Source organism: Streptosporangium sp. NPDC023963, from assembly GCF_040639135.1.
In the GTDB taxonomy this organism is placed as follows: domain Bacteria; phylum Actinomycetota; class Actinomycetes; order Streptosporangiales; family Streptosporangiaceae; genus Streptosporangium.
Map to the genome: position 1 here is coordinate 458,589 of NZ_JBEZZK010000005.1, position 20,369 is coordinate 478,957.

The following is a 20,369-nucleotide window of genomic DNA, read 5'->3' on the forward strand; positions in this document are numbered from 1 at the left end:
CCGCCCTCCCCGCCGCTCAGGCCGTGGCCAGCGGATTGGCGACCGTCACGTACCCCGCGGAACGGTCCGCCGAGCGCGCCCACCGGACCGACAGGTTGGCCTTGGCCGGCAGCGGCGCCCCCGACAGCAGGTCCGACAGCGGCCGGGGCCATCCGCGCGACGCCGCGTACTCCGCCAGCACCTCCCCGGCCACCGCCCACAGCTCCCGCGTGGACCCGGTCCCCGCGAGGGAGGCGGCGATCTCGACGAGGTGGTTGACCATCAGGCAGTAGACCACCCGGTTCCAGCCGGAGGCCGCGTCGTAGGTGAGCGCCTCGGCGACCCGGCCGGGCAGCCCGGACAGGTCGTGCCGCCCGGCGACGAGCTTCGTGCCCTCCAGGTCGCGGAAGACGGCCTCCACCGGCAGCCCTTCCGCGTCCACGCCGATCAGGACGTTCTGCAGGTGGGGTTCCAGCACCACGCCGTGGCCGAAGTAGGCGTCGAGCACCGGCGGCGCCACGCGTTCCACGTACGCCCGCCACCAGCGCGCCGGATCGGCCACCGGCCACCCGGCCATGGTCGGCGCGCCGCCCGGTGCCGGATCCGCCAGGACCGGCACGTCGCCCGGCACGCTGCCGGCCCCCTGCCGTCCGGCGGCCAGCGCGCCGCTCAGCAGCGGGGTCACCCCCGGCCTGCAGACCGACCACGGCCCCATCCGGACGATCACGCCGAGCCCTTCCAGCAGCCGGGTCCCCAGCTCCGCGGAGCGGTAGCCAGGTTCGGGCAGCCAGCGGGTGCCCGGGAAGGCGGCCGCCAGGTCGAGGAACACCGGTTCGAGGCGACGGCTCAGCTCGACCGCGCCCGCCAGCTCGTACCAGGAGTTCTTCCGCACGCAGTTGGTGATCCGCACGTCCAGGCTGAACTTCAGGCACCGGTCGATCAGCGGCTCGTAGACCGTGCGGACCGACGACGTGGGAACCGCCGTCCGGGAGCCGTCTCCCAGGTCGACCAGACGGCCGTCGGCCAGCGGCGCGGCCAGGTCCGCCGCGAGCAGTTCCAGCTGCCACGGGTGCGCGGGCAGCAGCGAGTAGCCGGGCGGCGCCTGGCCGAGCTCGTCGAGCGCGCCGGTGTCGCCCGCCTCGGCCAGCACGTCGTCCCTGACCCCGAGCAGCCGCAGCGGGAAACTCGCGTGCGCCTCGGGCGCGTAACGCAGCCAGCCCGCGCCGCCGCGTGCCTTCGGGCTGGGATGGAACGGGTGCCCGAAGACCAGCGCCTGCTCCGAGGCCAGCCACGGGTCGGCGGGCGGCGGGACCTCCCGCCGGGCCGCGATCAACGTCGCCAGGGCGTCCCTGCTCGCGGCCACCTGGGCGCCGAACTCGTCGTTGCCCTCGCGCTCGCCTTCGCCTTCGCCCTCGCTCTCGCCGAGCTCGGTCTCCACCAGCCGGACGAGCAGGTCCGCCGAGAGCGGCTGCCAGGAGTCGTTCTCCAGCCACTCGGGCCGCCCCTCGAAGCGCAGCGCGAGCCCGCCGTGCGTGCGCGCCCGCAGGCGGGTGCCCGCGACGCGCAGCAGCACGTACGGTTCCTCGTACCCGACCTGCCCGCGAGGTCCCGCGATCTCCCTTACGCAACAGCGCAGCAGCGCCGACACCGAGGCTTCCTCGGCGACGGCGACGGCGACGGCGACGGCGGAGGGTGAGCCGAGGGCGAGGCTCGTCATGTCGTCCTTTGCGTGATCTGGGAGGGCTGGCGGAGATAGTTCGGCCCGCTCGTGCCGTAGAACTTGTTCACGTCCCGCGCACCGGTGCGCGCCTTGTCCACCAGCGTCCCGGCGGTGATCATCGATTTGCCGACGAGCCGTGCGGCGTCGAGGGTCCTGGCCCGCAGCAGCCTGGCCATCGGATCCTCCCCGTACGCGTCGAGCGCCTCGGCGAGCGTGCCCCGGACCAGCTCGAAGGCCGTCGGCGGCGGCAGCGCGCCGAACGTCACGGCGGCGGCGGCCAGGTGCAGGGTGATGGTCACGAACACGTCGGCGAGCGCGTGCGGGTCGTCGGTGAACATCCGCGCGTCGGTGAGGTCCGGCACCGCGAGCCCCGCGTCCCTCAGCCTGTCGGGCGAGGTCAGCAGGCCGTCGTTGTCCTTGACGAGCAGCCGCACGCCCCCCTCGCCCGCGGTCCCCTCCGCGCCGAACACCAGCGAGAGGTTCTGCTGGTGGGCCTCCAGCGCCGTGCCGTATCTGACGAAGAGCCGCACGTGGAAGCGGAACAGCACCCGCAGGTACCGGCCGAGCAGCCGGGCGACGTCCCCGCCGGACCATCTTTCCGCGAGCTCCTCCACGACCAGCCCGCCCCCCGGCAGCGGCGCCGTCAGCGCCGCGACCGGGACGACCTCTCCCGCGGGGTGGCGGCGCAGGAGCCAGCCCAGGTACTCGTGCCCGGCGTGCCCGTACGTCTGCTCGTCGGCCAGGAGCACCTCCGGATCGGGCATGGCCCGCAGGAGCAGCTCGGCCCGCGCCCCGTCGGCGAGCGTGTCCGGTTTGAGCGACCTGCGGTTGCGCAGCCCGAGGGTGCTGGTGGTCAGCGGCAGCTTCAGGTGCGTGCCCGGGGCGATCTCGACCGTGCGCATCGACAGCGTGGGCCTGACCTCCAGGCGCGCCAGCGGGGCCACGACCGTCCCGGGGATCTCCTCGACCGCGGGGACCGTCAGCGGGTGGACGGGGAACAGCACGTGGGTCTCCGCGAGCTCCGCGGCCAGGCCGACGGCGGGGAATCCGGGCGCCCCCGGCAGCTCCGCCCCGGTGAGCCGCTCCCGCGGCACCGCGGCCCAGCGCAGCTCGAAGGAGGGCGCGAACTCCGGCGCGTACGCGGTCAGATCCTCGTCGGACAGGCCGGTCCGGCACCGGGCCGTCGGGTAGACGGGGTGATCGACGAACGCGGCCAGCGTCTCGTACCACATGCCGTCGCGTCCCCTCCCGCCGTCCGCCGTATGCCCGCTTTCCTGGCCCTGGCCCTGGCCCTGGTCCGGCGTGCGCGTGGGGCCGGGGCGAGCGGCGGGGCGCACGGCGACGGTGGCGTCCAGCCTGGCGAGCACCTCCTCGCGGTGGACGTCGTGAAGGTCGAGGGCGCGCAGCGCCTCGCGGCACTCCGTGACGAACGACTCGACCCCGGCGGCGTCGGCGGGGGCGGAGATCTCCCGCAGGGCGCCCAGGACCTCGTCCAGGCGCAGTGCCTCCTCCGGGGCCGCCACGAAGTCCTGGAACAGCGAGCCGGGGGTCAGCCGGACCCGCCTGCCCCCGGGCAGGACCAGCGCGACACCGTCCTTGCTGCGGGTCACCCGCCCGGCCAGGCCGCCGTAGTCCTCGCGCAGGAGCGCGTTCAGCACCCGGGTGGCGAGGTATCGTTCCCGCCCGCTCACGGGGCCCGCGCCGATCACGCGGCCACTCGCGGATCCCCGGCTCACGCGGTCGCCCGTGGATCCCCGGGCCGTGCGGTCGCCCGTGGAATCCCGGCTCACGCGGTCGCCTGCGGGCCCCCTGCCCACGCGGTCGCCCGTGGACTCCCGGGTCACGCGGTCGCCCGTGGACTCCCGGCTCATGCGATCACCCACGGGTTCTCCGCGGTGAAGGCCGCGACGGCCGCGTCCACGCGTGCCCGGTCGGGCCCGATCGCGCGGACGATGCCCATGTAGTCGCGGTTGGTGTTGCTCAGGTCGATCCGGTCACCCACGGCGCGCAGCGGCCGGTGCCAGATCCGGACCGGATCGCCGGGCGCGGGAGCGATCGTCCCGGGGGACCTCACCACGGTCCCCGGGCGGTCGGCGACCAGGCTCAGCGCGGTCGCGTGCCCCTCCACCCGGTCGGGGAGCTTCGGTTCCGCCCCGAGATGCACCCTGAGAACGAGTTCGAACAGGGGTGCGTCCAGCATGCTCGCCAGCAGGAAGTCGCAGTGGTCGCCGATCACCCGGTAGTTGACCTCGACGATCCGCGGCCCGGCCGGGGTCATCACGTACTCGGTGTGGCAGGCCCCGAACCCCACCCGCAGTGCCTCCAGCGCCCGCAGCACGTGGTCGCGGCCGGGAGGCGGCTCCCAGTCGAGCCGTTCCTCCACGAAGTGCGGCAGCGGTCCCAGGGTGGTGCGGAAACCGCCGAGCACCCTGATCCGCTCGCCGTCGCCGAGGGTCTCCATCGTGTGCAGCGGCCCGTCGAGATACTCCTCCACGACCAGCGTCTCTCCCGGCCGCCTGTCCCGGATGGCCGCGACGGCCGTCGCGAGCTCGCCCGCGTCACGGACCAGCACGACGTCCTCGCTGGCCACGCCCTCGCGCGGCTTCACGACCGCCGGGAACGGCATGTCGGCGGGCGGTGGGTCGGCCGGTGCCAGCCGCGCGGAACGGACGGTCTCGACTCCGGCGGCGGCCAGCCGCCGCCGGGTGAGCGCCTTGTTCTTGGTGTCGACGCAGGCCCGCCAGTCCTTGCCGGGGAGGCCGAAGTAGGCGGCGGCGAGTGCCGTCTCCGCCTGGATGTGGTCGGAGTTCGAGAAGATCGCGTCCGGGACGTGGTGGTGCGCGACGGCGTCGATCACGGCCCGCGCGTCGCGCACGTCGCAGCGGAGCACCTCCGCCCCGGAGTCGCGGTACCGCTCGGGGCGGTCGGTGAGGATCGTGACCTCACAGCCGAGCGCGCGCGCCGCCGGGAGGAAGCCGTCGGTGACCGAGTCGGTCGGCTTGAGCGCGGTGAGGTACAGCCGCAATGCAGGGACCCCCGATATCAGGCAAGGCTAACCTAACTCGGCGATCCTAGCCTGAGGCCGATCAGCACGCGGAGGCGATCGGCCTATTGACAGTACATGTCCGTGTCGCCCGATGATGAGAGTCTTCTCATCTCCATCCCAGCCTCATCTCCCATGGCGGCGCCTAGCGTGGACGCCATGAGCCGCAGGACGTCAACCGTCAGCATGGTGATCGGGATACTCGTCACCGCGGTCGCGATGTTCGCGGTCGTGATGCTGGTCCAAGGCAGCCCGGGCAGCCTCGGGGAGGCCGTCGTGGTCGACAGGGAACGGGGCGAGGAGACGGCCGGGACGGGCACCGCGCAGCCGCGGCCCTCCGGAGACTCCACGGCACCGGCCGGCCCGCGAGCCTCGAACGACTCCGGGGCGCCCGGCGATCAGAAGGCGCGGGACGACCGGACGCCTCCGGGCTCCGCGACCTCCGGCGAGCCCGGTGCGTCGAGCCTGGCCGGAAGGGAGCGGGCCGAACGGGTGCAGCCCCCACCGCCGCCGCGAGGCGGAGGAGACGACGATGACGGTGGCGACGACGGCGGCGGCGATGACGGCGACGACTGAGACTGCGGCTGAGACGGGGACGGCGACGGCTGAGACCACGACTGTGGCTGAGGCGGGGACGACGGGGACGGCGGCGGGAACGGGGACGGCCGGAACGGCGGCGGCAGAGGCGACGGCCGGGCGGTGAGCGCACGGACCCGCATCGTGGGTTGGACGCTCGCGGTCGTCGCCCTCGCCCTGAGCGTCTCGGTGTTCGCCACCTGGACCATCCTGCTGGTCAGGCTCGAAGACCGGGTGAACGCCGAGCTGGCCAACGAGGTGGAGAAACTCCACTGGTACGCGAAGAACTCGACCGCCTCCCCGCCGGCGCTGCTCGAGGAGTACCTGAAGATCAACGCGCCCGACCGCCACGAGACCTTCTTCGTGATCCTCGACGGGAAGGTCCGCTGGCGTACGTACGCGGAACCCCCGGCCGTGCTGGACACCGACCGGGCGCTGGTGGCGCGGATGGCCGCCGCGACCGAACCCACCTGGGACTGGGCCCCCAGCACGGCGGGGCTCGTCCGCTGGGCGGTCGCACCCGTGATCGCCGACGGCGAGGTGGAGGGCGCCTTCGTGGCCATCGTCTTCTACGACCTCGAACGCCGCGAGGTCGTCGAGGCGGTGCGCGTGCTCGGCCTCACCGCGCTGGCGGCGCTCCTCCTGGCCGGGGCGGGCGGATGGTTCGTCGCGGGAAGGGTCCTCGCCCCCGTGCGGCTGGTCCGCCGGACGGCGGAGCGGATCGGCGGCTCCGGCGATCTCAGCCGGCGCCTCACCGTCTCCGGCGACGACGACGTCTCGGCGCTGGCGGCGACCTTCAACCACATGCTCGACCGGCTGGAGCGCGCCTTCGCCGTGCAGCGCGACTTCCTCGACGACGCCGGGCACGAGCTGCGCACCCCGATCACGGTCGTCCGCGGCCATCTCGAGCTCATGGGCGACGATCCCGAGGAGCGGGCCGCCACCCTGGCCCTGGTCACCGACGAGCTGGGGCGGATGAACAGGATCGTCGACGACCTGATCATGCTCGCCAGATCGGAGCAGCCGGGCTTCCTCACCCTCGGTGAGGTCGAGCTCGCCGATCTCACCGTCGAGGTCGTGGCCAAGGCCCGCGCCCTGGGAGAGCGTCGCTGGCGGGTGGACGAGGTGGCCGAGGAACGGGTCACGGCCGACCGGCAGCGCCTCACCCAGGCGCTGATCCAGCTCGTGGCGAACGCCGTGCGGCACACCGGCCCCGGCGACCTGATCGCGGTCGGTTCCGCCGTACGGGAGGGCCGGGTGGAGCTGTGGGTGCGCGACACCGGCCCCGGCGTGCCCGCCCAGGATCGCGAACGGATCTTCAACCGCTTCGTCCGGGGCGCGAACCGCACCGGGTCGCACGACGGCGCGGGGCTCGGCCTCGCCATCGTCCGCTCCATCGCCGAGGCGCACCGGGGCACCGCGCAGGTCCGCGAGGCCGACGGAGGCGGGGCGCTCTTCCTGATCTCCTTCCCGTACGAGGAGATCCCCGTGACGCTCTCGTACGAGCACTGATGTCCTCGTACGAGGAGAACCCCCGACGTGTCCTTCCACGCCGCGCGGTGTGGAAGGCACGACCGTGACAGTCCCCCGAGGAGGAGCCGAGGGTGAACCGCATCCTGATAGCCGAGGACGAGGGCCGGATCGCGTCCTTCCTGGAGAAGGGCCTGAGAGGCAACGGGTTCACGACCACCGTCGTCGCGGACGGTGTCGCGGCGTACGAGTACGCCCGCGCCGGTCGCTTCGACCTGATGATCCTGGACATCGGGCTTCCGCTGAGCGACGGCTTCACGGTCCTGCGACGGCTCCGGCAGGAGATGGCGACCATCCCAGTGATCATCCTCACCGCCCGCGACAGCGTCGCCGACACCGTCGCGGGTCTTGAGGGCGGAGCCGACGACTACCTCGCCAAGCCCTTCTCCTTCGAGGAACTGCTGGCACGGGTACGGCTCCGCCTGCGCCCGGAACGCGTCCCGGAGACGACCGTCCTGCGCGTCGGCGACCTCGCCCTGGACCTGCGGACCCGGCGGGCCCACGTGGGCGAGCGCTCCGTCGACCTGTCCACCCGAGAGTTCGCCCTCGCGGAGATCTTCTGCCGCCACCCCGACCAGGTTCTCACCCGCCAGCAGTTGCTCAGCCACGTGTGGGGGTTCGACTTCGACCCCGGCTCGAACGTGGTGGACGTCTACGTCCGCTACCTGCGCCGCAAGCTGGGAAACCAGCGGATCGAGACCGTCAGGGGGTCCGGCTACCGCCTGCGGGTTCAGTGAGAGTCCTCTCATCCCGCGCTCATGGTGGGTCCACCGGCCACCGGAAATCTGGAGTCATCCGCACAGAAGGTGCGGAACGACTTTCAGGAGGGCCAGATGAGCCTGGTACTACGGCGGACCCTGCTCGCCATCGCGATCACCCTCGGCCTCGGGACCACCGGCGTCCTCGCCGGTATCCCGGCGGCCCAGGCATCCGCGTTCCCGGCTCCGCCCACGGCGGTTACCAACGTCGCGGACGACGATGACGACGACGATGACGACGATAACGACAGAGGTGGTGATGACGACGACGGTGGTGACGACGACCGCGACGACCGGCGAGCCGGACCCGCCGGCGACCGGGACGACGACCTCCCCCGGGGCGGCGTGGAAACCGGCCAGGGCAGCACGTCGCGCGATGACGACGATGACGACGATGACCGTGCCCCGGCCGGTGGTGTGGACACGGGTCAGGGTGGTGCATCCCGCGACGATGACGATGACCGTGCTCCGGCCGGTGGTGTGGACACGGGTCAGGGTGGTGCGTCGCGCGATGACGACGATGACGATGACCGTGCCCCGGCCGGTGGTGTGGACACCGGTCAGGGCGGTGCATCCCGCGACGATGACGATGACCGTGCTCCGGCCGGTGGCGTGGAGACCGGGTTCGGCGGGACGGCCGAGAAGGAGGGCGTGCCGCTCTGGGTGCCGGCAGGACTGGCCGGTGCCGGGCTGCTGGCGGGTGGCGGTTTCTGGTTCAGCCGCCGATTCACCTCGGGGAGCTGACCGTGCGGACTCCCGGTGCCCTCGTGACCGCTCTCTCCACTCTCTCCGCCCTCGTGGCCATGACCGCGTGCTCCACCGAGGTCGCCGCGCACAGCGTCTCCACGGTCTCCACGGCCTCCATGCCCTCCGAGGCTTCCACGGCCTCCACCGCCGCCCAGGTCGTACGACCTCCGGCCAGGGGTGAGGTCGCCAACCCCGTGCGGCTCCGCGTCCCGGCGATCGGGGTCTCCACCGCGGTGATCGCGCTGAGGCTGGACGCGAGGAACAAGCTGGTCGCCCCGGTGCGCTTCGACAGGGTGGGCTGGAACAAGGCCGGTCCCGAGCCCGGCGAGGCCGGTGCGGCGGTCATCGCCGGGCACGTGGACTCCAGGACGGGACCCGCTGTCTTCCACCGGCTCGGGAAACTCCGTCCGGGACATCGCGTCCACGTCGACAGGGCCGACGGAAGCACGGTGACGTTCACCGTCCGGCGCCTGGCCCGCTTCCCGAAGAGCCGGATCCCCGACAGGCAGGTGTACGGCTCCGCCAAGGGAGCCGAGCTGAGGCTCATCACCTGCGGCGGGACCTTCGACCGCAAACGGCGCAGTTACCGTGACAACGTGATCGTGTTCGCGAGCTGACGGCCCGGCGCCGCGGGGACGGCCGGGTGGAGCGTGCCACGAGAGGCGCGGGTGTCGGGAGAGATCCCGGGGCCCGCGCCTGCGTCCGTGTTCCCGCCCCCGGATCCCCCGTCGCGCCCCGGCTCGTGCCGGAGGAGCCCAGAAAAGCCCGGGAGAAGCCGGGAGAGCCCGGGGAGCCCCGGACCGGAGGAGACGGGAACCAGGAACCGGGGACGGGGAGAGGAAGGAGGGAAAAGCCGGTGATGTGCTGGGACGCGTACCGCCCACTCCCGCCCTCACGCAGGGCCGTAAGCAGGGAAGGGCGGAGAGGGCCCCGTCCGGCGACATAGTATGTGCACTCGGTTGGGGAGGCGGAACAGCGTGGAGATCACGGCACAAGAAGGACTGTTGGGGCCGCTGCTGCTCGCGCGCAGTGCCATCGACCGGTCGGCGATGCTTCGCGGCGACGCCGAATGGCTCGAAAGGACCTGGGCGGACACCGCGACCAGGGTCGTGGTCGTCGACGACGGGCAGGCGCTGGTCCGGCGCAGTGGCGGAGAGGTCAAGCTGGTTCTGCTGCCCACGGCCGACGCGCCGGAGGGGGAGCGCTACCTGCTCGGTGTCGACGCCGAGGGCATCGCCTACTTCGCCGTGGCGGCGCCGCTGGCCGGCAGCGTCCACAACGGTTCCTTCACCCGGATCGTCTCCCCGCTGCCCCCCTCGGAGCCGGCGGAGGACCAGACCCTCACCGCGGGGCTCCGCCAGGTGGGGTCGTTGCTGGGCGACCTGGACGCCGGGCTGCTGGTGTACGCGGTCGCCCTGGACGCCTGGCACTCCACCCACGAGTTCTGCCCCCGGTGCGGGAGCGGCACCGAGGTGCGCGCGGGCGGGCACGTGCGCGTCTGCCCCAAGGACGGCAGCCAGCACTTTCCCCGGGTCGACCCCGCGGTGATCATGCTGATCCACGACGACGATGACAGGTGCCTGCTGGCCAGGGGGCCTCAGTGGCCCGAGGGGCGGCTGTCGGTGCTGGCCGGGTTCGTCGAGCCGGGCGAGTCGCTGGAGCACGCCGTGGCGCGCGAGGTGGCCGAGGAGGTCGGGGTGCGCGTCGCCGAGCCGCGCTACATGGGCAGCCAGCCCTGGCCGTTCCCGCGCAGCCTGATGCTCGGCTTCTTCGCGCGGGCCACGTCGACGGAGTTCGTCCTCGACCCCGAGGAGATCGCCGAGGCCCACTGGTTCAGCCGCGCCGAGCTACGGGCCGCGACGGAGAGCGGCGAGGTGCGCCTGCCGTCCGAGGTGTCGATCGCCCGCAGGCTCATCGAGACCTGGTACGGCGAACCGCTGACCGGCGACTGGTGACCCCGCCCGCCGGTGACCACGCCCGCCGCGGGGAGGTCTCATAACCGGCGGGCCGTCCCGGGCGAGGCCGTCCGGGAGATCGTCCGGGTGGAGGCCGTCCCGGCGGACGGGAGCCCCAGTGTCCGTGGAAGCGGAACCGGGGCTCGGGCGTCGCGGGGGAGCGGCTACACGCCCGCGCCCGCCAGGATGCGCTTGAGTTCGATCACCGAGGGGTTGGTCCTGACGATCCGGCCGGTGGGGGAGTCGACCACAACGGTGGGTACGACCTGGTTGCCGTTGTTGACGCTCATGACGAACGTGGCGGCGTCCGGATTGCTCTCGATGTCGATCTCGTTGTAGGAGATCCCCTCGCGGCTCAGCTGGCTCTTCAGTCGCTTGCAGGGGCCGCACCAGGTGGTGGTGTACACAGTCAGCGCCATGTCGTGAGAAATCCCCTCATGTGATGTCCGGCGCCATTGGCAACAAAGCGAGGGCCGTTCATCTTCCCGGTGAGAGCAGCTTCTCCGCGACCCACTGCTGAACCCGCTCCGCCACGCCGGGCAGCCGGTAAAGAGGCGCGCTGTGCTCGATGCCGGGCTCGGTGACGATCGTCACCGGTACGCCGACCTGGCGCAGGTGCTCCTTGAGCTGCTTGCCGTGCTCCGCCGACACGAACTCGTCCTCCGAGTGCACGACCAGCATGGGCGCGTCACCGCGGCTCGCGTGCCACGGGACCTCCATGCTCGCCCAGACCCTGGCGCACTTGCCGGTGGGCTCACAGCCCCCGGCGAGCTTGATGGCCGACTCGCGCAGCTTGCGCTTCTCCAGGTCGAAGGTGTCGGTGCCCTCGGTGTACGCCGTGAGCGGGGAGATCACCGGGGAGATGCCGACCACGCCGCGCAGGCCGGGCAGGCGGCTCTTGTAGGTGCCCGCCGCACTGGCCAGGTGGCCTCCGGCGGAGAAGCCGACGATCACGTAGTCGCTCGGGTCGAAGGACCACAGCGCCGCGTGCCGCCGCGCGGTGGCGATCGCGTCGAGGGTGTCGGTGCGCTGGGCCGGCCAGGAGGCGTCGGTGGAGAGGCGGTAGTTGATGTTGAAGACGACGTAGCCCTGCTCGGCGTAGCTCCGGCTTATCTCGGTCATGTACTTCTTGTCACCCGACGACCACCAGCCGCCGTGGATCAGGAAGACGCCGGGCCGCTTCAGCTCGTCGGTCTGGTACCAGACGTCCATGCGCTGGCGAACGTGCGGGCCGTACGCGACGGTGTTGACGACGGTGCCCTGGGTCAACGGGTCGGGCTCCGTCACCGGAGGGGGTGTCGGGTCGCCCTTACCGCCCTTCGGGGTACCGGTCTTCCCCGCGCCGGTCCTCCGGGTCTCGGTCGCGTTGACTCCGGCGGCCCTGGTCCCGGTCGTGCGGGCTCCGGCGGCCCTGGTCCCGGCCGCGTCCGTGGCGGTCCTGCCGGCACCGGTCCTGCCGACATCGGCCCTGCCGACCTCGGCCACCCCCACGCTGGCCTTCGCCGTGCCGTACGTGCCGGTGTCCGCCCTGCCAGCTCCGGACCTCGCCGTACCCGAGGCCCTCTCGGCGCCGGTCCCGGCCGTATCGGCGGTCTCCCCGGTGCCGGCCTTCGCCGGGCCGGGCGTACCGCTGGGCTGGGCTGGAGTCGAGATCCCGTGGGCATACGCGGTCGTGTACACCACCGCGGGTCCGATCATCGCCGCCGCCAGGGCGAGCGCACCCACGGTTACCCCAGTTCGCACGGGCCTCTTCCTTCCCCGGAATCGTTCGGCCCCCATTGTGGAGTAAAAAGCCTGCTTTGTGCATCTCGACGAACCACATAGGTTGACGGCGGCAAGTTGCCAGAATGACTGATGCTTGGCCGGTGACTGGGAGGATGTTGCCGCCCGGTCCGTTCGATCGCGTGTGTTCGACTGCGTGTAAGGAGGCTCCGTGGGGCCCGACAACGTTCTGGCGGCACTGGATCCCGAGCAGCGTGAGGTGGCCGAAGCCGTCCGGGGGCCGGTCTGCGTCCTCGCCGGAGCCGGGACGGGCAAGACCCGCGCCATCACCCACCGCATCGCGCACGCGGTTCACAGCGGGGTGGTCGATGCCCAGGGCGTGCTGGCGGTGACGTTCACCACACGCGCGGCCGGTGAGCTCAGGCAGCGGCTGCGGCAGCTCGGCACGCCGGGCGTGCAGGCGCGCACCTTCCACGCCGCCGCGCTGCGCCAGCTCACCTACTTCTGGCCGCGTGTCATCGGCGGCGACCCGCCCAGGGTGATCGAGTCGAAGCTGCCGCTGCTGATCGACGCCTGCCGCTCCCTGCGCAAGAACCAGGACCGTTCGGAACTGCGCGACATCGCCTCCGAGATCGAATGGGCCAAGGTCACCCAGATCGCCCCCGAGGACTACGCGGAGGCCGCCAGGAAGGCGGGCCGCACCTCGCCCGTGCCCCCGGAGGAGGTCTTCCGCCTCTACGAGGCCTACGAGAACCTCCGCCGCGAGCGGCACCTGGTCGACTTCGAGACCATCCTGGAGCTCACCGCCGCCGTGATGACCGAGCACCGTGAGGTGGCCTCCCAGATCCGCCAGCAGTACCGCTACTTCGTGGTCGACGAGTACCAGGACGTCAACCCGCTGCAGAAGCTGCTGCTCGACACCTGGCTCGGCGGGCGCGACGACCTGTGCGTGGTCGGCGACCCCAACCAGACGATCTACTCCTTCACCGGCGCCACCCCCCGCTACCTGACCGGCTTCTCGGTCGAGCACCCCAACGCCACCGTGATCAAGCTGGTCCGCGACTACCGCTCCACCCCCCAGGTCGTCTCCCTGGCCAACCGGGTGCTCGACAGGGCACGGACCCCGCACAAACTCGCCCTGATCGCCCAGCGCCCGGACGGCCCCGAACCGGTCTTCACCGAGTACGACGACGAGACCGCCGAGGCGGAGGGCGTGGCGCGGGCGGTGAAGAAGCTCGTCGGTGGCGGCGTGCCGACCCGCGAGATCGCCGTGCTGTTCCGGGTCAACGCCCAGTCGGAGGCGTACGAGCAGGCCTTCGCCAAAGCCGGTCTGCCGTACGTGCTGCGCGGCGCCGACCGCTTCTTCGAGCGCCCCGAGGTCCGCCAGGCGGTCGTGCTGCTGCGCGGTGCCGCCCGCTCGGCCGAACCCGGCGACACGCTCGTCTCGACCGTGCACCACATCCTGTCCGGCATCGGGCTCACCCCCGAGGCGCCCGGCGGCGGCAAGGCCCGCGAGAAGTGGGAGTCGCTGAAGGCCCTGGCCGACCTCGCGGAGGACCTCGCGGCCACCGGCGCCGACCTGCCCGCCTTCGTCGCCGAGCTGGAGCGCCGGGCCGGGGAGCAGCACGCGCCGCCGGTCGAGGGCGTCACCCTGGCCTCGCTGCACGCCGCCAAGGGCCTGGAGTGGGACGCGGTCTTCCTCGTCGGCGTCACCGAGGGCATGCTGCCGATCATCTACGCCGAGTCGCTCGACCAGATCGAGGAGGAGCGCCGTCTCCTGTACGTCGGCGTCACCCGCGCCCGCGCCCACCTGGGGCTGTCGTGGGCGCTGGCGCGCTCGCCCGGCGGGCGGCGTTCCCGCAAACCCTCCCGCTTCCTGGACGGGCTCACCGGCCGCTCCGCGCAGAAAAGCCGCGCCGCAGCCCCGGCCGCGGCGGCCGACCGCCGTCAGGTCGCCGCTCCGATCAGCTGCCGGGTCTGCGGCAAGACCCTGGCAGCCGCCGCGGAGCAGAAGCTCGGCAGGTGCGCCGGCTGCCCCGCCGACTACGACGAGGCGCTGCTCGAGTCGCTCAAGTCCTGGCGTACGGGAGTGGCGAAGCACGAGAAGATCCCCCAGTGGGCGATCTTCACCGACGTCACCCTCCAGGCCATCGCCGAGCGGGCGCCGCTCTCGGAACAGGACCTGCTGGCGATCACCGGAATCGGACGCGTCAAACTGGATCGTTATGGCGAGGCGGTGCTCGAACTGTGCCGTATCGCCGCGAACCGGACGGAGGGCGTGTGAACGAGGCGTTAAAGGAGCTCCTGGACCTGCTCGACCTGGAGCAGATCGAGCTCGACATCTTCAGAGGGCGTAGTCCGGAGGAGCGCATCCAGCGTGTCTTCGGTGGCCAGGTGGCCGCCCAGGCGCTGGTCGCCGCGGGACGGACGGTGCCCGACGACCGCAACGTCCACTCGCTGCACGCCTACTTCATCCGTCCCGGCGACCCGGCCATCCCGATCGTCTACAACGTCGAGCGGGTCCGCGACGGCCGGTCCTTCACCACCCGGCGGGTGGTGGCCGTCCAGCACGGCAAGGCGATATTCACGATGTCGGCCTCCTTCCACGTGACGGAGACCGGTGTCGAGCACCAGGCGGTCACGATGCCCCAGGTGGTCGATCCCGAGGGCCTGCCGCTCTTCCAGGACCGGATGCTCCAGGCCGTGGGGGCGGACTCGCCGCTGCGCGAGTGGTTGTCCAGGCCGAGGCCGGTGGACGCCCGCTACGTGACGCCCCTCACCTGGGAGGCCCACCGCGACCCGGAGCTGCGCGGTTCAAACACCGACGTGTGGTTCCGCTACGACGCGGAACTGCCCGACGATCCGCTGCTGCACGTGGTGCTCGCCGCCTACGCCTCCGACTTCACCCTGGTCGACACCGTGCTGCTGACCCACGGCCTGGCATGGGGCGCGTCCAACCTCTCCGGTGCCTCGCTGGACCACGCGATGTGGTTCCACCGTCCTTTCCGCGTGGACGAGTGGATGCTCTACGCCCAGGAGTCGCCGTGGTCGGGGGCGGCGAGAGGGCTCGCCAAGGGCGAGATGTTCACCCGGTCCGGAGAACTGGCCGTGTCGGTAGTGCAGGAGGCGATGATCCGCGTGAGATAGTCGCAAAGTCGCAGGTAGAAAATATGTTGCCCCCTCCCGGGGCCGGGGTTTAGGGTCATGCTCAAGCAAGTCGGACGCAACTGTCCGACGATCAACGAATGGAGGTGAGTCCGCTGTGAGGAACATTCTGATGTCGTCCCAGATGGGGCTCACTTCCGCGCGCCGTAACACCGTTCTGTCTTGTGACAGCCAGATCGTCCTCGCCGGCGGCGCGGCAGCTCTGGTTCAGCAGGCCAATCCTGCCCATCTCCAGGTCGAGACCGGCCGTTGGTTCGCTCCGATCGCCTTCCCGGCGACGGACGTTCCGGCTGCTCGTAACCGAGTGGGCGACAGCTACGCAGCAACGACCAAGCACATCGGAAACGGTGGACTGCGCGGTCCGCAACCCTGGGGGCATCCTCCGGTCATAACCTGACCGAGGAAAAAGCCTTCAGGCCGCGGATCCGCACCCAGGATCCGCGGCCTTCTTGTTTGTCCGCGTCATTCCTGACCCCCACCCCAAGAGGTAATCAAAGATCAACACCTAGCTGAGAGGTGAAGCAGATGGGGGCCCAGACGGTCATGGACCTGATCGACGAAGCCACAATCCCCTGTCGTACCGACCCCGACCTGTGGTTCGCCGAGTCTCCGGAGGACGTGGAGTTCGCCAAGGCGCTCTGCGGAGGCTGCCCGATCCGTGAGGCCTGCCTGGCCCGCGCGCTGGAGCGCGAGGAGCCGTGGGGCGTCTGGGGCGGCGAGCTCGTCCTGCGGGGGGCGATCGTCCCCCGGAAGCGTCCGCGCGGGCGTCCCCGCAAGAACCCGGTCGCTGCCTGAACGATCCGGTCGCTGTTCGGACCGCCGAGAACCATGAACCACCGAGAACCGCACACCACCGAACCACCGAGAACCTGAACCACCGAGAACCTGAACCACCGAGAACCCGAGCCATCACGAGCCGCACGTTCCCGAAAGGACCATTCCGATGAGCTACTTCACCGCCAGAGGCCTCGACCTGCCGTCTATGCAAGAAGAACTGGTCCGTGACCGAATACGGACCCTTCACCGCGAGGCGGAGGAGCATCGCAGGGCCGCCGGCCTTCTGCGCCTCCAGCGCGCGGAGCGCGACGCGGAGCGTGCCTCGGCGCGCCTGCGGAGCGCGATCCTGCGCCTCGTCTGAGCTGTCGTGTCTGTTCGGTAAGACTGTCGTGTCTGTCCGGTGAGAACCGGCGGCGACGTGTGGAGAACGCACGAGAGACACACGTGGTCGCACGCGAGACGGATCGAAGAACGAGACGGACGAGAAAAGCGAGACGGACGAACGAGGGGTGACCCGCTCCGGCGGGTCACCCCTCAAGCGTTTCGCCAGGCCACCATGCGGGGAAGGAGACTATTCCTCAGGCGCTGGTAAGAGTGGGTTCTCCCGAATCCTCGTCGGTGAATCCGGGGACCCAGCGGATGACCTCCTCGCGAAAGCGGGCGGTGGCGCCGAGCTGGCAGAGGACACCGACCCCCGCCGCGTGCACGCGGTGGATGAGGACGTACGAGGCGGGCAGGTTGAGCTGGCGCACCACGTTGCCGGGACGCAGGTCGGTGGCCGTGGCGGCCTGCCGCTGAAGCCACTCCCTGCTGAACGAGAACTCCTCCACGGCGGTCGGTTCGACGTAGGGAGCCAGGAACGCCCGCAGGGCTTCCGGGTCGATCTCGATGTGCGGCTGGATGAAGCCCTCGTCACGCAGGCCCTGCACCACGGTCGACATGTCGCCATTGTTGAAGATGCGGGTCAGCTTTCCGAAGATCGGCGGGTATCCGTCAGGCATCCGGTTGACCGCGCCGAAGTCGAGCACGCACATCCGGCCGTCCTCGACGATCCGGAAGTTGCCCGGATGGGGGTCGGCGTGGAGCATGCCCAACCGCGCGGGCGAGGAGAACAGGAAACGGACGAGCTGGAGTCCGGCCCGGTCGCGCTCCTCCTGGGTGCCGTCGGTGATGATCCGCGACAGTGGGGTGCCGTCGACCCATTCGGAGACGAGCACCTGCTCGTTGGCGGCGATCACGTCCGGGATCAGGAAGTCGGGATCGTCCTTGAACTCCAGGGCGAAGGCGTGCTGGGCCTCGGCCTCGTGGAGATAGTCGAGCTCCTCGACCACCCGCTCGCGCAACTCGCTCAGGACGGCCTTGATGTCGAGGCCGGGCAGCAACACTCCGAAGAGCTTGCCGAGCCGGGACAACTGGGTGAAGTCGGAGAGCAGGGCCTTGCCCGCCCCCGGATACTGGATCTTGACCGCGACCGTCCGGCCGTCGTGCCAGACCGCCTTGTGCACCTGTCCGATCGACGCGGCGGCGGTGGGTTTGTCGTCGAACGACAGGAAGTTCTCCCGCCAGTCGTCGCCCAGTTGCTCGACGAGGACCTTGTGCACGGTCGCCGCGGGCAGTGGCGGGGCCGCGTCCTGGAGTTTGGTCAGGGTGGCGCGGTAGGGGCCGGCGATCTCGGCGGGAAGCGCCGCCTCGAAGATGGACAGCGCCTGGCCGAGCTTCATCGCCCCGCCCTTGAGCTCTCCGAGAACCTTGAAGATCTGCTCGGCGGTGCGTTCCTGGATTTCCTGGGCGACGATCTCGGCGGACTTGCCCCCGATCCGTTTTCCGAGACCGAGAGCGGTGCGGCCGGCGAACCCGATCGGCAGGGCCGCCAGCTTGGCGGAGCGCGCAACGGCGCGGCGCGGAAGGTCACTCACCTTGGTTGGCGGCGTATCCGCTGGCACAGCGAGACGCCGCTCCCTCCCTTCGCTGTGTATCCGTCAGCGGCAGGTAGCCGACGCGACCATTGTTAGCGAACCCAACTCGTTTCGGAAGCAACGACATTGAGGATGAACACTCCAGGATCGCCTCTTCCAGCTCCAATCTGGCAATACTTCCATTGTGCTGTTTGTCACAGCGGGTTCACGGCCGTCGATCACAGCGAGTGCGTGACCTGCCGCCGACGCCGCCACCAGCGTCGACAGCGTCGTGCCGCACGCGATTTCTCCCGCGGGGAAGCCGCCCAGCCGGGCACTGACGACGGGCCATCCGGGGTCGCGGTCTCGTCGGGTCAAATCTAAACAGTGCAGGCATGTGCTCCGACCAGGCAGCACCAGGGGGCCGACCGACCCGGAGCCCTCGAAGGCGGTGACCAGCAGATGCGGGATCTCCCACTCGACGAGCTCCCTGACCAATAGTCCGTCCAGCGGCACCACCGGCGCGAGCACCGCCAGGTCCGGAGGCCTGGCCCCGTCGGCCAGCTGGGCCGCCCCGTCGCCGGTCCAGGCCGTGAGACCGGGCGCGAGTCTCCTGGCCACCGCGACCGCGCCGTCCTGCCTGCTCATTCCCACCTCCGTCCAGCCGAGGCCGCCGGGGACGACATCCCGGCGTCGCGCCGTACCGGGATCGATGACGCAGATACGGCCGATCCCGGAGGCGGCGAGCAGGCCGACGACCTGCGCGCCCACCCGGCCCGCGCCGTAGACCCGCACCTGGGCCTCTCTCCGGCGCTCCAGCACGGCGAGCCCGCCGTCGATCGTGCCCGGAGTCAGGGAGAGCGCGTCGAGATCCGGCTGGAGCCGATCGCGCTCGGCCATCGCGAGCGCGCGCAGCGGGCCTGGACCCGCACCCGCGTCGTCCACCACGCCACGGCTGACCAGCAGGTCGAGCAGGGTCCGGCCTTGCTCCTCGCCAAGACCCGCTTCGGCGGCGCCGGCCAGCACGCCCGCGACATCCCGTACGCCGTCGAGGCTCTCCACCCAGCGGCGGACCTCGGGCTCGAGATCGGTCAGCACCACCGCGTGGCGGGGATGCAGCCCGAACTGCAGAGTGCGCCCGTCGCGGGCGACGCGGCGCAGAGCGGGCTTCAGACGTGGTCGCATCGGGGAACCTTTCCTCGGAACGGCCCGCGGATGAGCCGTTGAGCGGGGGATCGAGCAGGCCGGGGGTGGCTGGGTGTGCCAGCGTGGCATGGCCCGGTACGGTCCCGGACGCCTTTTCCCGCGCCTGTGGATAACTCCCGCCCTGTGGATAACCCGCCCCTGGGGTTAATTCGAAATGAACCTTCCGCGCCCTTCGCCCCTGGGGATACGCCCGTCTCGGGGAGATGCGGACTTCCGCCTCTCCCGGACGAGGAATGTCTGTCCCGCTCGCCGAAGCGGGGAATCCGTCTCGTTTTCCGGGACGGGAAACGTCCAGGGAGACGGGCGGACGGTTTCGAGGGCGACGGTTTCGAGGGCGACGGGAGGAGCGGGGGCGGGCGGACCAGGGGGCAGGCGGGGGCGGGCGGACCGGGGGCAGGCGGGGGCAGGCGGCCCCGGGAAGTGGTGGGCGGGAGAGGGTGGGTTACGCTCCCCGGCATGGACGAGCTCTTGATCGACCGGCGTGACGACGGCGTCGCGGTGCTCACTCTGAACCGCCCCGATCGGCGCAACGCGATGACCGACGGAATGACCGCCCGGTGGCGGCTGGCCGTCGCCGATCTCGCGGCGGATCGCGACCTCCGGTGCGTCGTCGTCACCGGGGCGGGAAACGCGTTCTGCTCAGGAGGAGACCTGTCCTGGCTCGCCGAGCGGGCCGCCGAGGGAGTACCCGCACTGCGCGAGCGGATGCTCGGTTTCTACCGGACCTGGCTGGCGATCGCCGACCTGGAGGTGCCGACCATCGCCGCCGTCAACGGCTCGGCCGTCGGAGCGGGACTGTGCCTCGCCCTCGCCTGCGACCTGGTCTACGCCGCCGAGGAGGCCAAGCTGCTCGTCCCCTTCACCTCGCTCGGCCTGCACCCCGGCATGGCGGCGACCTACCTGCTGCCCAGGGTCGCGGGGGTGGGCGTGGCCCGGGAGATGTTGCTCACAGGGCGGACGATGACGGGCGCGGAGGCGGCATCCGCGGGGTTGGTGACCAGGGCGTTTCCCCGCGAGTCGCTGATGGCCGAGGTGATGGGGATCGCGGCGCGCACGGCGGCCGGCGCGCCGATCGCCACCCGGCTCACCAAGATCGCCCTGGCGGGTGGCGGACACACGGACCTCGACGCCGCGCTGCGCTGGGAATCCCTCGCCCAGCCGGTCACGATGATCTCCGACGACATGCTTGAGGGGTTGGCGGCCCAGAGAGAACGACGGGCCCCGCGATTCGGCAACGCATGAGACGGCTGATATCCAGGTTAATTAGATAAGTCACGGTCATAGTTGATCACCCGT

General features: G+C 71.2%; 19 protein-coding genes. 12 read left to right on the forward strand and 7 right to left on the reverse strand.

Annotated elements, in window-relative coordinates:
• Positions 1-16 precede the first annotated feature (16 nt).
• The 3 genes from AB0F88_RS19695 to AB0F88_RS19705 form a co-directional block, all read right to left on the reverse strand.
• A complete protein-coding gene (locus AB0F88_RS19695) occupies positions 17-1,696 on the reverse strand; it encodes an IucA/IucC family protein (protein ID WP_362685491.1) in 1,680 nt (559 codons plus the stop codon).
• On the reverse strand, positions 1,693-3,435 hold the full coding sequence (locus tag AB0F88_RS19700; RefSeq protein WP_362685494.1) for an IucA/IucC family protein: 1,743 nt from the start codon (positions 3,433-3,435) through the stop codon (positions 1,693-1,695). Before AB0F88_RS19700 ends, AB0F88_RS19695 begins: the two co-directional genes overlap by 4 nt.
• Positions 3,436-3,566: 131 nt before the next feature.
• The gene (locus AB0F88_RS19705) at positions 3,567-4,724 is read right to left on the reverse strand and encodes a siderophore biosynthesis protein (protein ID WP_362685497.1); all 1,158 of its coding nucleotides are present in this window, start codon (positions 4,722-4,724) and stop codon (positions 3,567-3,569) included.
• A gap of 177 nt (positions 4,725-4,901) precedes the next feature.
• Between AB0F88_RS19705 and AB0F88_RS19710 the strand changes: the two genes are divergently transcribed.
• The 6 genes from AB0F88_RS19710 (at position 4,902) to nudC (ending at position 10,308) form a co-directional block, all read left to right on the forward strand.
• Positions 4,902-5,318, forward strand: a complete 417-nt coding sequence (locus tag AB0F88_RS19710; protein ID WP_362685500.1) for a hypothetical protein — start codon at positions 4,902-4,904, stop codon at positions 5,316-5,318.
• A 123-nt stretch (positions 5,319-5,441) separates the two neighbouring features.
• Positions 5,442-6,830: a HAMP domain-containing sensor histidine kinase gene (locus AB0F88_RS19715; protein WP_362685503.1), complete on the forward strand. Its 1,389-nt coding sequence runs from the start codon at positions 5,442-5,444 to the stop codon at positions 6,828-6,830.
• A gap of 92 nt (positions 6,831-6,922) precedes the next feature.
• The gene (locus tag AB0F88_RS19720; protein ID WP_362685506.1) at positions 6,923-7,585 is read left to right on the forward strand and encodes a response regulator transcription factor; all 663 of its coding nucleotides are present in this window, start codon (positions 6,923-6,925) and stop codon (positions 7,583-7,585) included.
• Between the two features lie 96 nt (positions 7,586-7,681).
• Complete coding sequence (locus tag AB0F88_RS19725; RefSeq protein WP_362685509.1) at positions 7,682-8,350, forward strand: hypothetical protein; 669 nt, start codon at positions 7,682-7,684, stop codon at positions 8,348-8,350.
• A gap of 2 nt (positions 8,351-8,352) precedes the next feature.
• Positions 8,353-8,970, forward strand: a complete 618-nt coding sequence (locus AB0F88_RS19730; protein ID WP_362685512.1) for a class F sortase — start codon at positions 8,353-8,355, stop codon at positions 8,968-8,970.
• A 360-nt stretch (positions 8,971-9,330) separates the two neighbouring features.
• Positions 9,331-10,308, forward strand: coding sequence for an NAD(+) diphosphatase (nudC, locus tag AB0F88_RS19735; RefSeq protein WP_362685515.1), 978 nt, complete (start codon positions 9,331-9,333; stop codon positions 10,306-10,308).
• 164 nt (positions 10,309-10,472) lie between these two features.
• On the opposite strand, the gene AB0F88_RS19740 is transcribed toward nudC, so the two are convergent.
• Both AB0F88_RS19740 and AB0F88_RS19745 read right to left on the reverse strand, forming a co-directional pair.
• Positions 10,473-10,727 (reverse strand): glutaredoxin domain-containing protein, encoded by a 255-nt coding sequence (locus AB0F88_RS19740; protein ID WP_362685518.1) that lies wholly within the window; start codon positions 10,725-10,727, stop codon positions 10,473-10,475.
• Positions 10,728-10,785: 58 nt separating this feature from the next.
• Positions 10,786-12,051 carry an alpha/beta hydrolase fold domain-containing protein gene (locus AB0F88_RS19745; protein ID WP_362685521.1) on the reverse strand — a complete coding sequence of 422 codons (1,266 nt, stop codon included), beginning with the start codon at positions 12,049-12,051 and terminating at the stop codon, positions 10,786-10,788.
• Between the two features lie 190 nt (positions 12,052-12,241).
• Here AB0F88_RS19745 and AB0F88_RS19750 point away from each other — a divergent pair, with 190 nt between their 5' ends.
• The 5 genes from AB0F88_RS19750 to AB0F88_RS19770 all read left to right on the forward strand — a co-directional run bounded on the left by AB0F88_RS19750 (position 12,242) and on the right by AB0F88_RS19770 (position 16,333).
• A complete protein-coding gene (locus AB0F88_RS19750) occupies positions 12,242-14,314 on the forward strand; it encodes an ATP-dependent DNA helicase UvrD2 (protein WP_362685524.1) in 2,073 nt (690 codons plus the stop codon).
• A complete protein-coding gene (gene tesB / locus AB0F88_RS19755; protein WP_362685527.1) occupies positions 14,311-15,177 on the forward strand; it encodes an acyl-CoA thioesterase II in 867 nt (288 codons plus the stop codon). The genes AB0F88_RS19750 and tesB overlap by 4 nt, the downstream gene beginning before the upstream one ends.
• A 115-nt stretch (positions 15,178-15,292) precedes the next feature.
• Positions 15,293-15,592 carry a hypothetical protein gene (locus tag AB0F88_RS19760; protein WP_362685530.1) on the forward strand — a complete coding sequence of 100 codons (300 nt, stop codon included), beginning with the start codon at positions 15,293-15,295 and terminating at the stop codon, positions 15,590-15,592.
• Between the two features lie 128 nt (positions 15,593-15,720).
• Positions 15,721-15,990 carry a WhiB family transcriptional regulator gene (locus AB0F88_RS19765; protein WP_329085648.1) on the forward strand — a complete coding sequence of 90 codons (270 nt, stop codon included), beginning with the start codon at positions 15,721-15,723 and terminating at the stop codon, positions 15,988-15,990.
• A 148-nt stretch (positions 15,991-16,138) separates the two neighbouring features.
• Positions 16,139-16,333 (forward strand): hypothetical protein, encoded by a 195-nt coding sequence (locus tag AB0F88_RS19770; protein WP_362685533.1) that lies wholly within the window; start codon positions 16,139-16,141, stop codon positions 16,331-16,333.
• Positions 16,334-16,550: 217 nt separating this feature from the next.
• On the opposite strand, the gene AB0F88_RS19775 is transcribed toward AB0F88_RS19770, so the two are convergent.
• Entirely contained in the window at positions 16,551-17,888 is a 1,338-nt protein-coding gene (locus AB0F88_RS19775; protein WP_362685536.1) for an AarF/UbiB family protein, read from the reverse strand.
• A 63-nt stretch (positions 17,889-17,951) separates the two neighbouring features.
• On the reverse strand, positions 17,952-19,052 hold the full coding sequence (locus tag AB0F88_RS19780) for a ThiF family adenylyltransferase (RefSeq protein ID WP_362685539.1): 1,101 nt from the start codon (positions 19,050-19,052) through the stop codon (positions 17,952-17,954).
• A 477-nt stretch (positions 19,053-19,529) separates the two neighbouring features.
• Here AB0F88_RS19780 and AB0F88_RS19785 point away from each other — a divergent pair, with 477 nt between their 5' ends.
• A complete protein-coding gene (locus tag AB0F88_RS19785) occupies positions 19,530-20,315 on the forward strand; it encodes an enoyl-CoA hydratase-related protein (RefSeq protein WP_362685542.1) in 786 nt (261 codons plus the stop codon).
• Positions 20,316-20,369: the final 54 nt, after the last annotated feature.

Bases quoted from the DNA above. Each gene is read 5' to 3' on its own strand.
- AB0F88_RS19695 (WP_362685491.1), bottom strand. From the start codon at position 1,696: ATGACGAGCCTCGCCCTCGGCTCACCCTCCGCCGTCGCCGTCGCCGTC.
- AB0F88_RS19710 (WP_362685500.1), top strand. From the start codon at position 4,902: ATGAGCCGCAGGACGTCAACCGTCAGCATGGTGATCGGGATACTCGTC.
- AB0F88_RS19725 (WP_362685509.1), top strand. From the start codon at position 7,682: ATGAGCCTGGTACTACGGCGGACCCTGCTCGCCATCGCGATCACCCTC.
- AB0F88_RS19740 (WP_362685518.1), bottom strand. From the start codon at position 10,727: ATGGCGCTGACTGTGTACACCACCACCTGGTGCGGCCCCTGCAAGCGA.
- AB0F88_RS19765 (WP_329085648.1), top strand. From the start codon at position 15,721: ATGGGGGCCCAGACGGTCATGGACCTGATCGACGAAGCCACAATCCCC.
- AB0F88_RS19770 (WP_362685533.1), top strand. From the start codon at position 16,139: ATGAGCTACTTCACCGCCAGAGGCCTCGACCTGCCGTCTATGCAAGAA.
- AB0F88_RS19780 (WP_362685539.1), bottom strand. From the start codon at position 19,052: ATGCGACCACGTCTGAAGCCCGCTCTGCGCCGCGTCGCCCGCGACGGG.
- AB0F88_RS19785 (WP_362685542.1), top strand. From the start codon at position 19,530: ATGGACGAGCTCTTGATCGACCGGCGTGACGACGGCGTCGCGGTGCTC.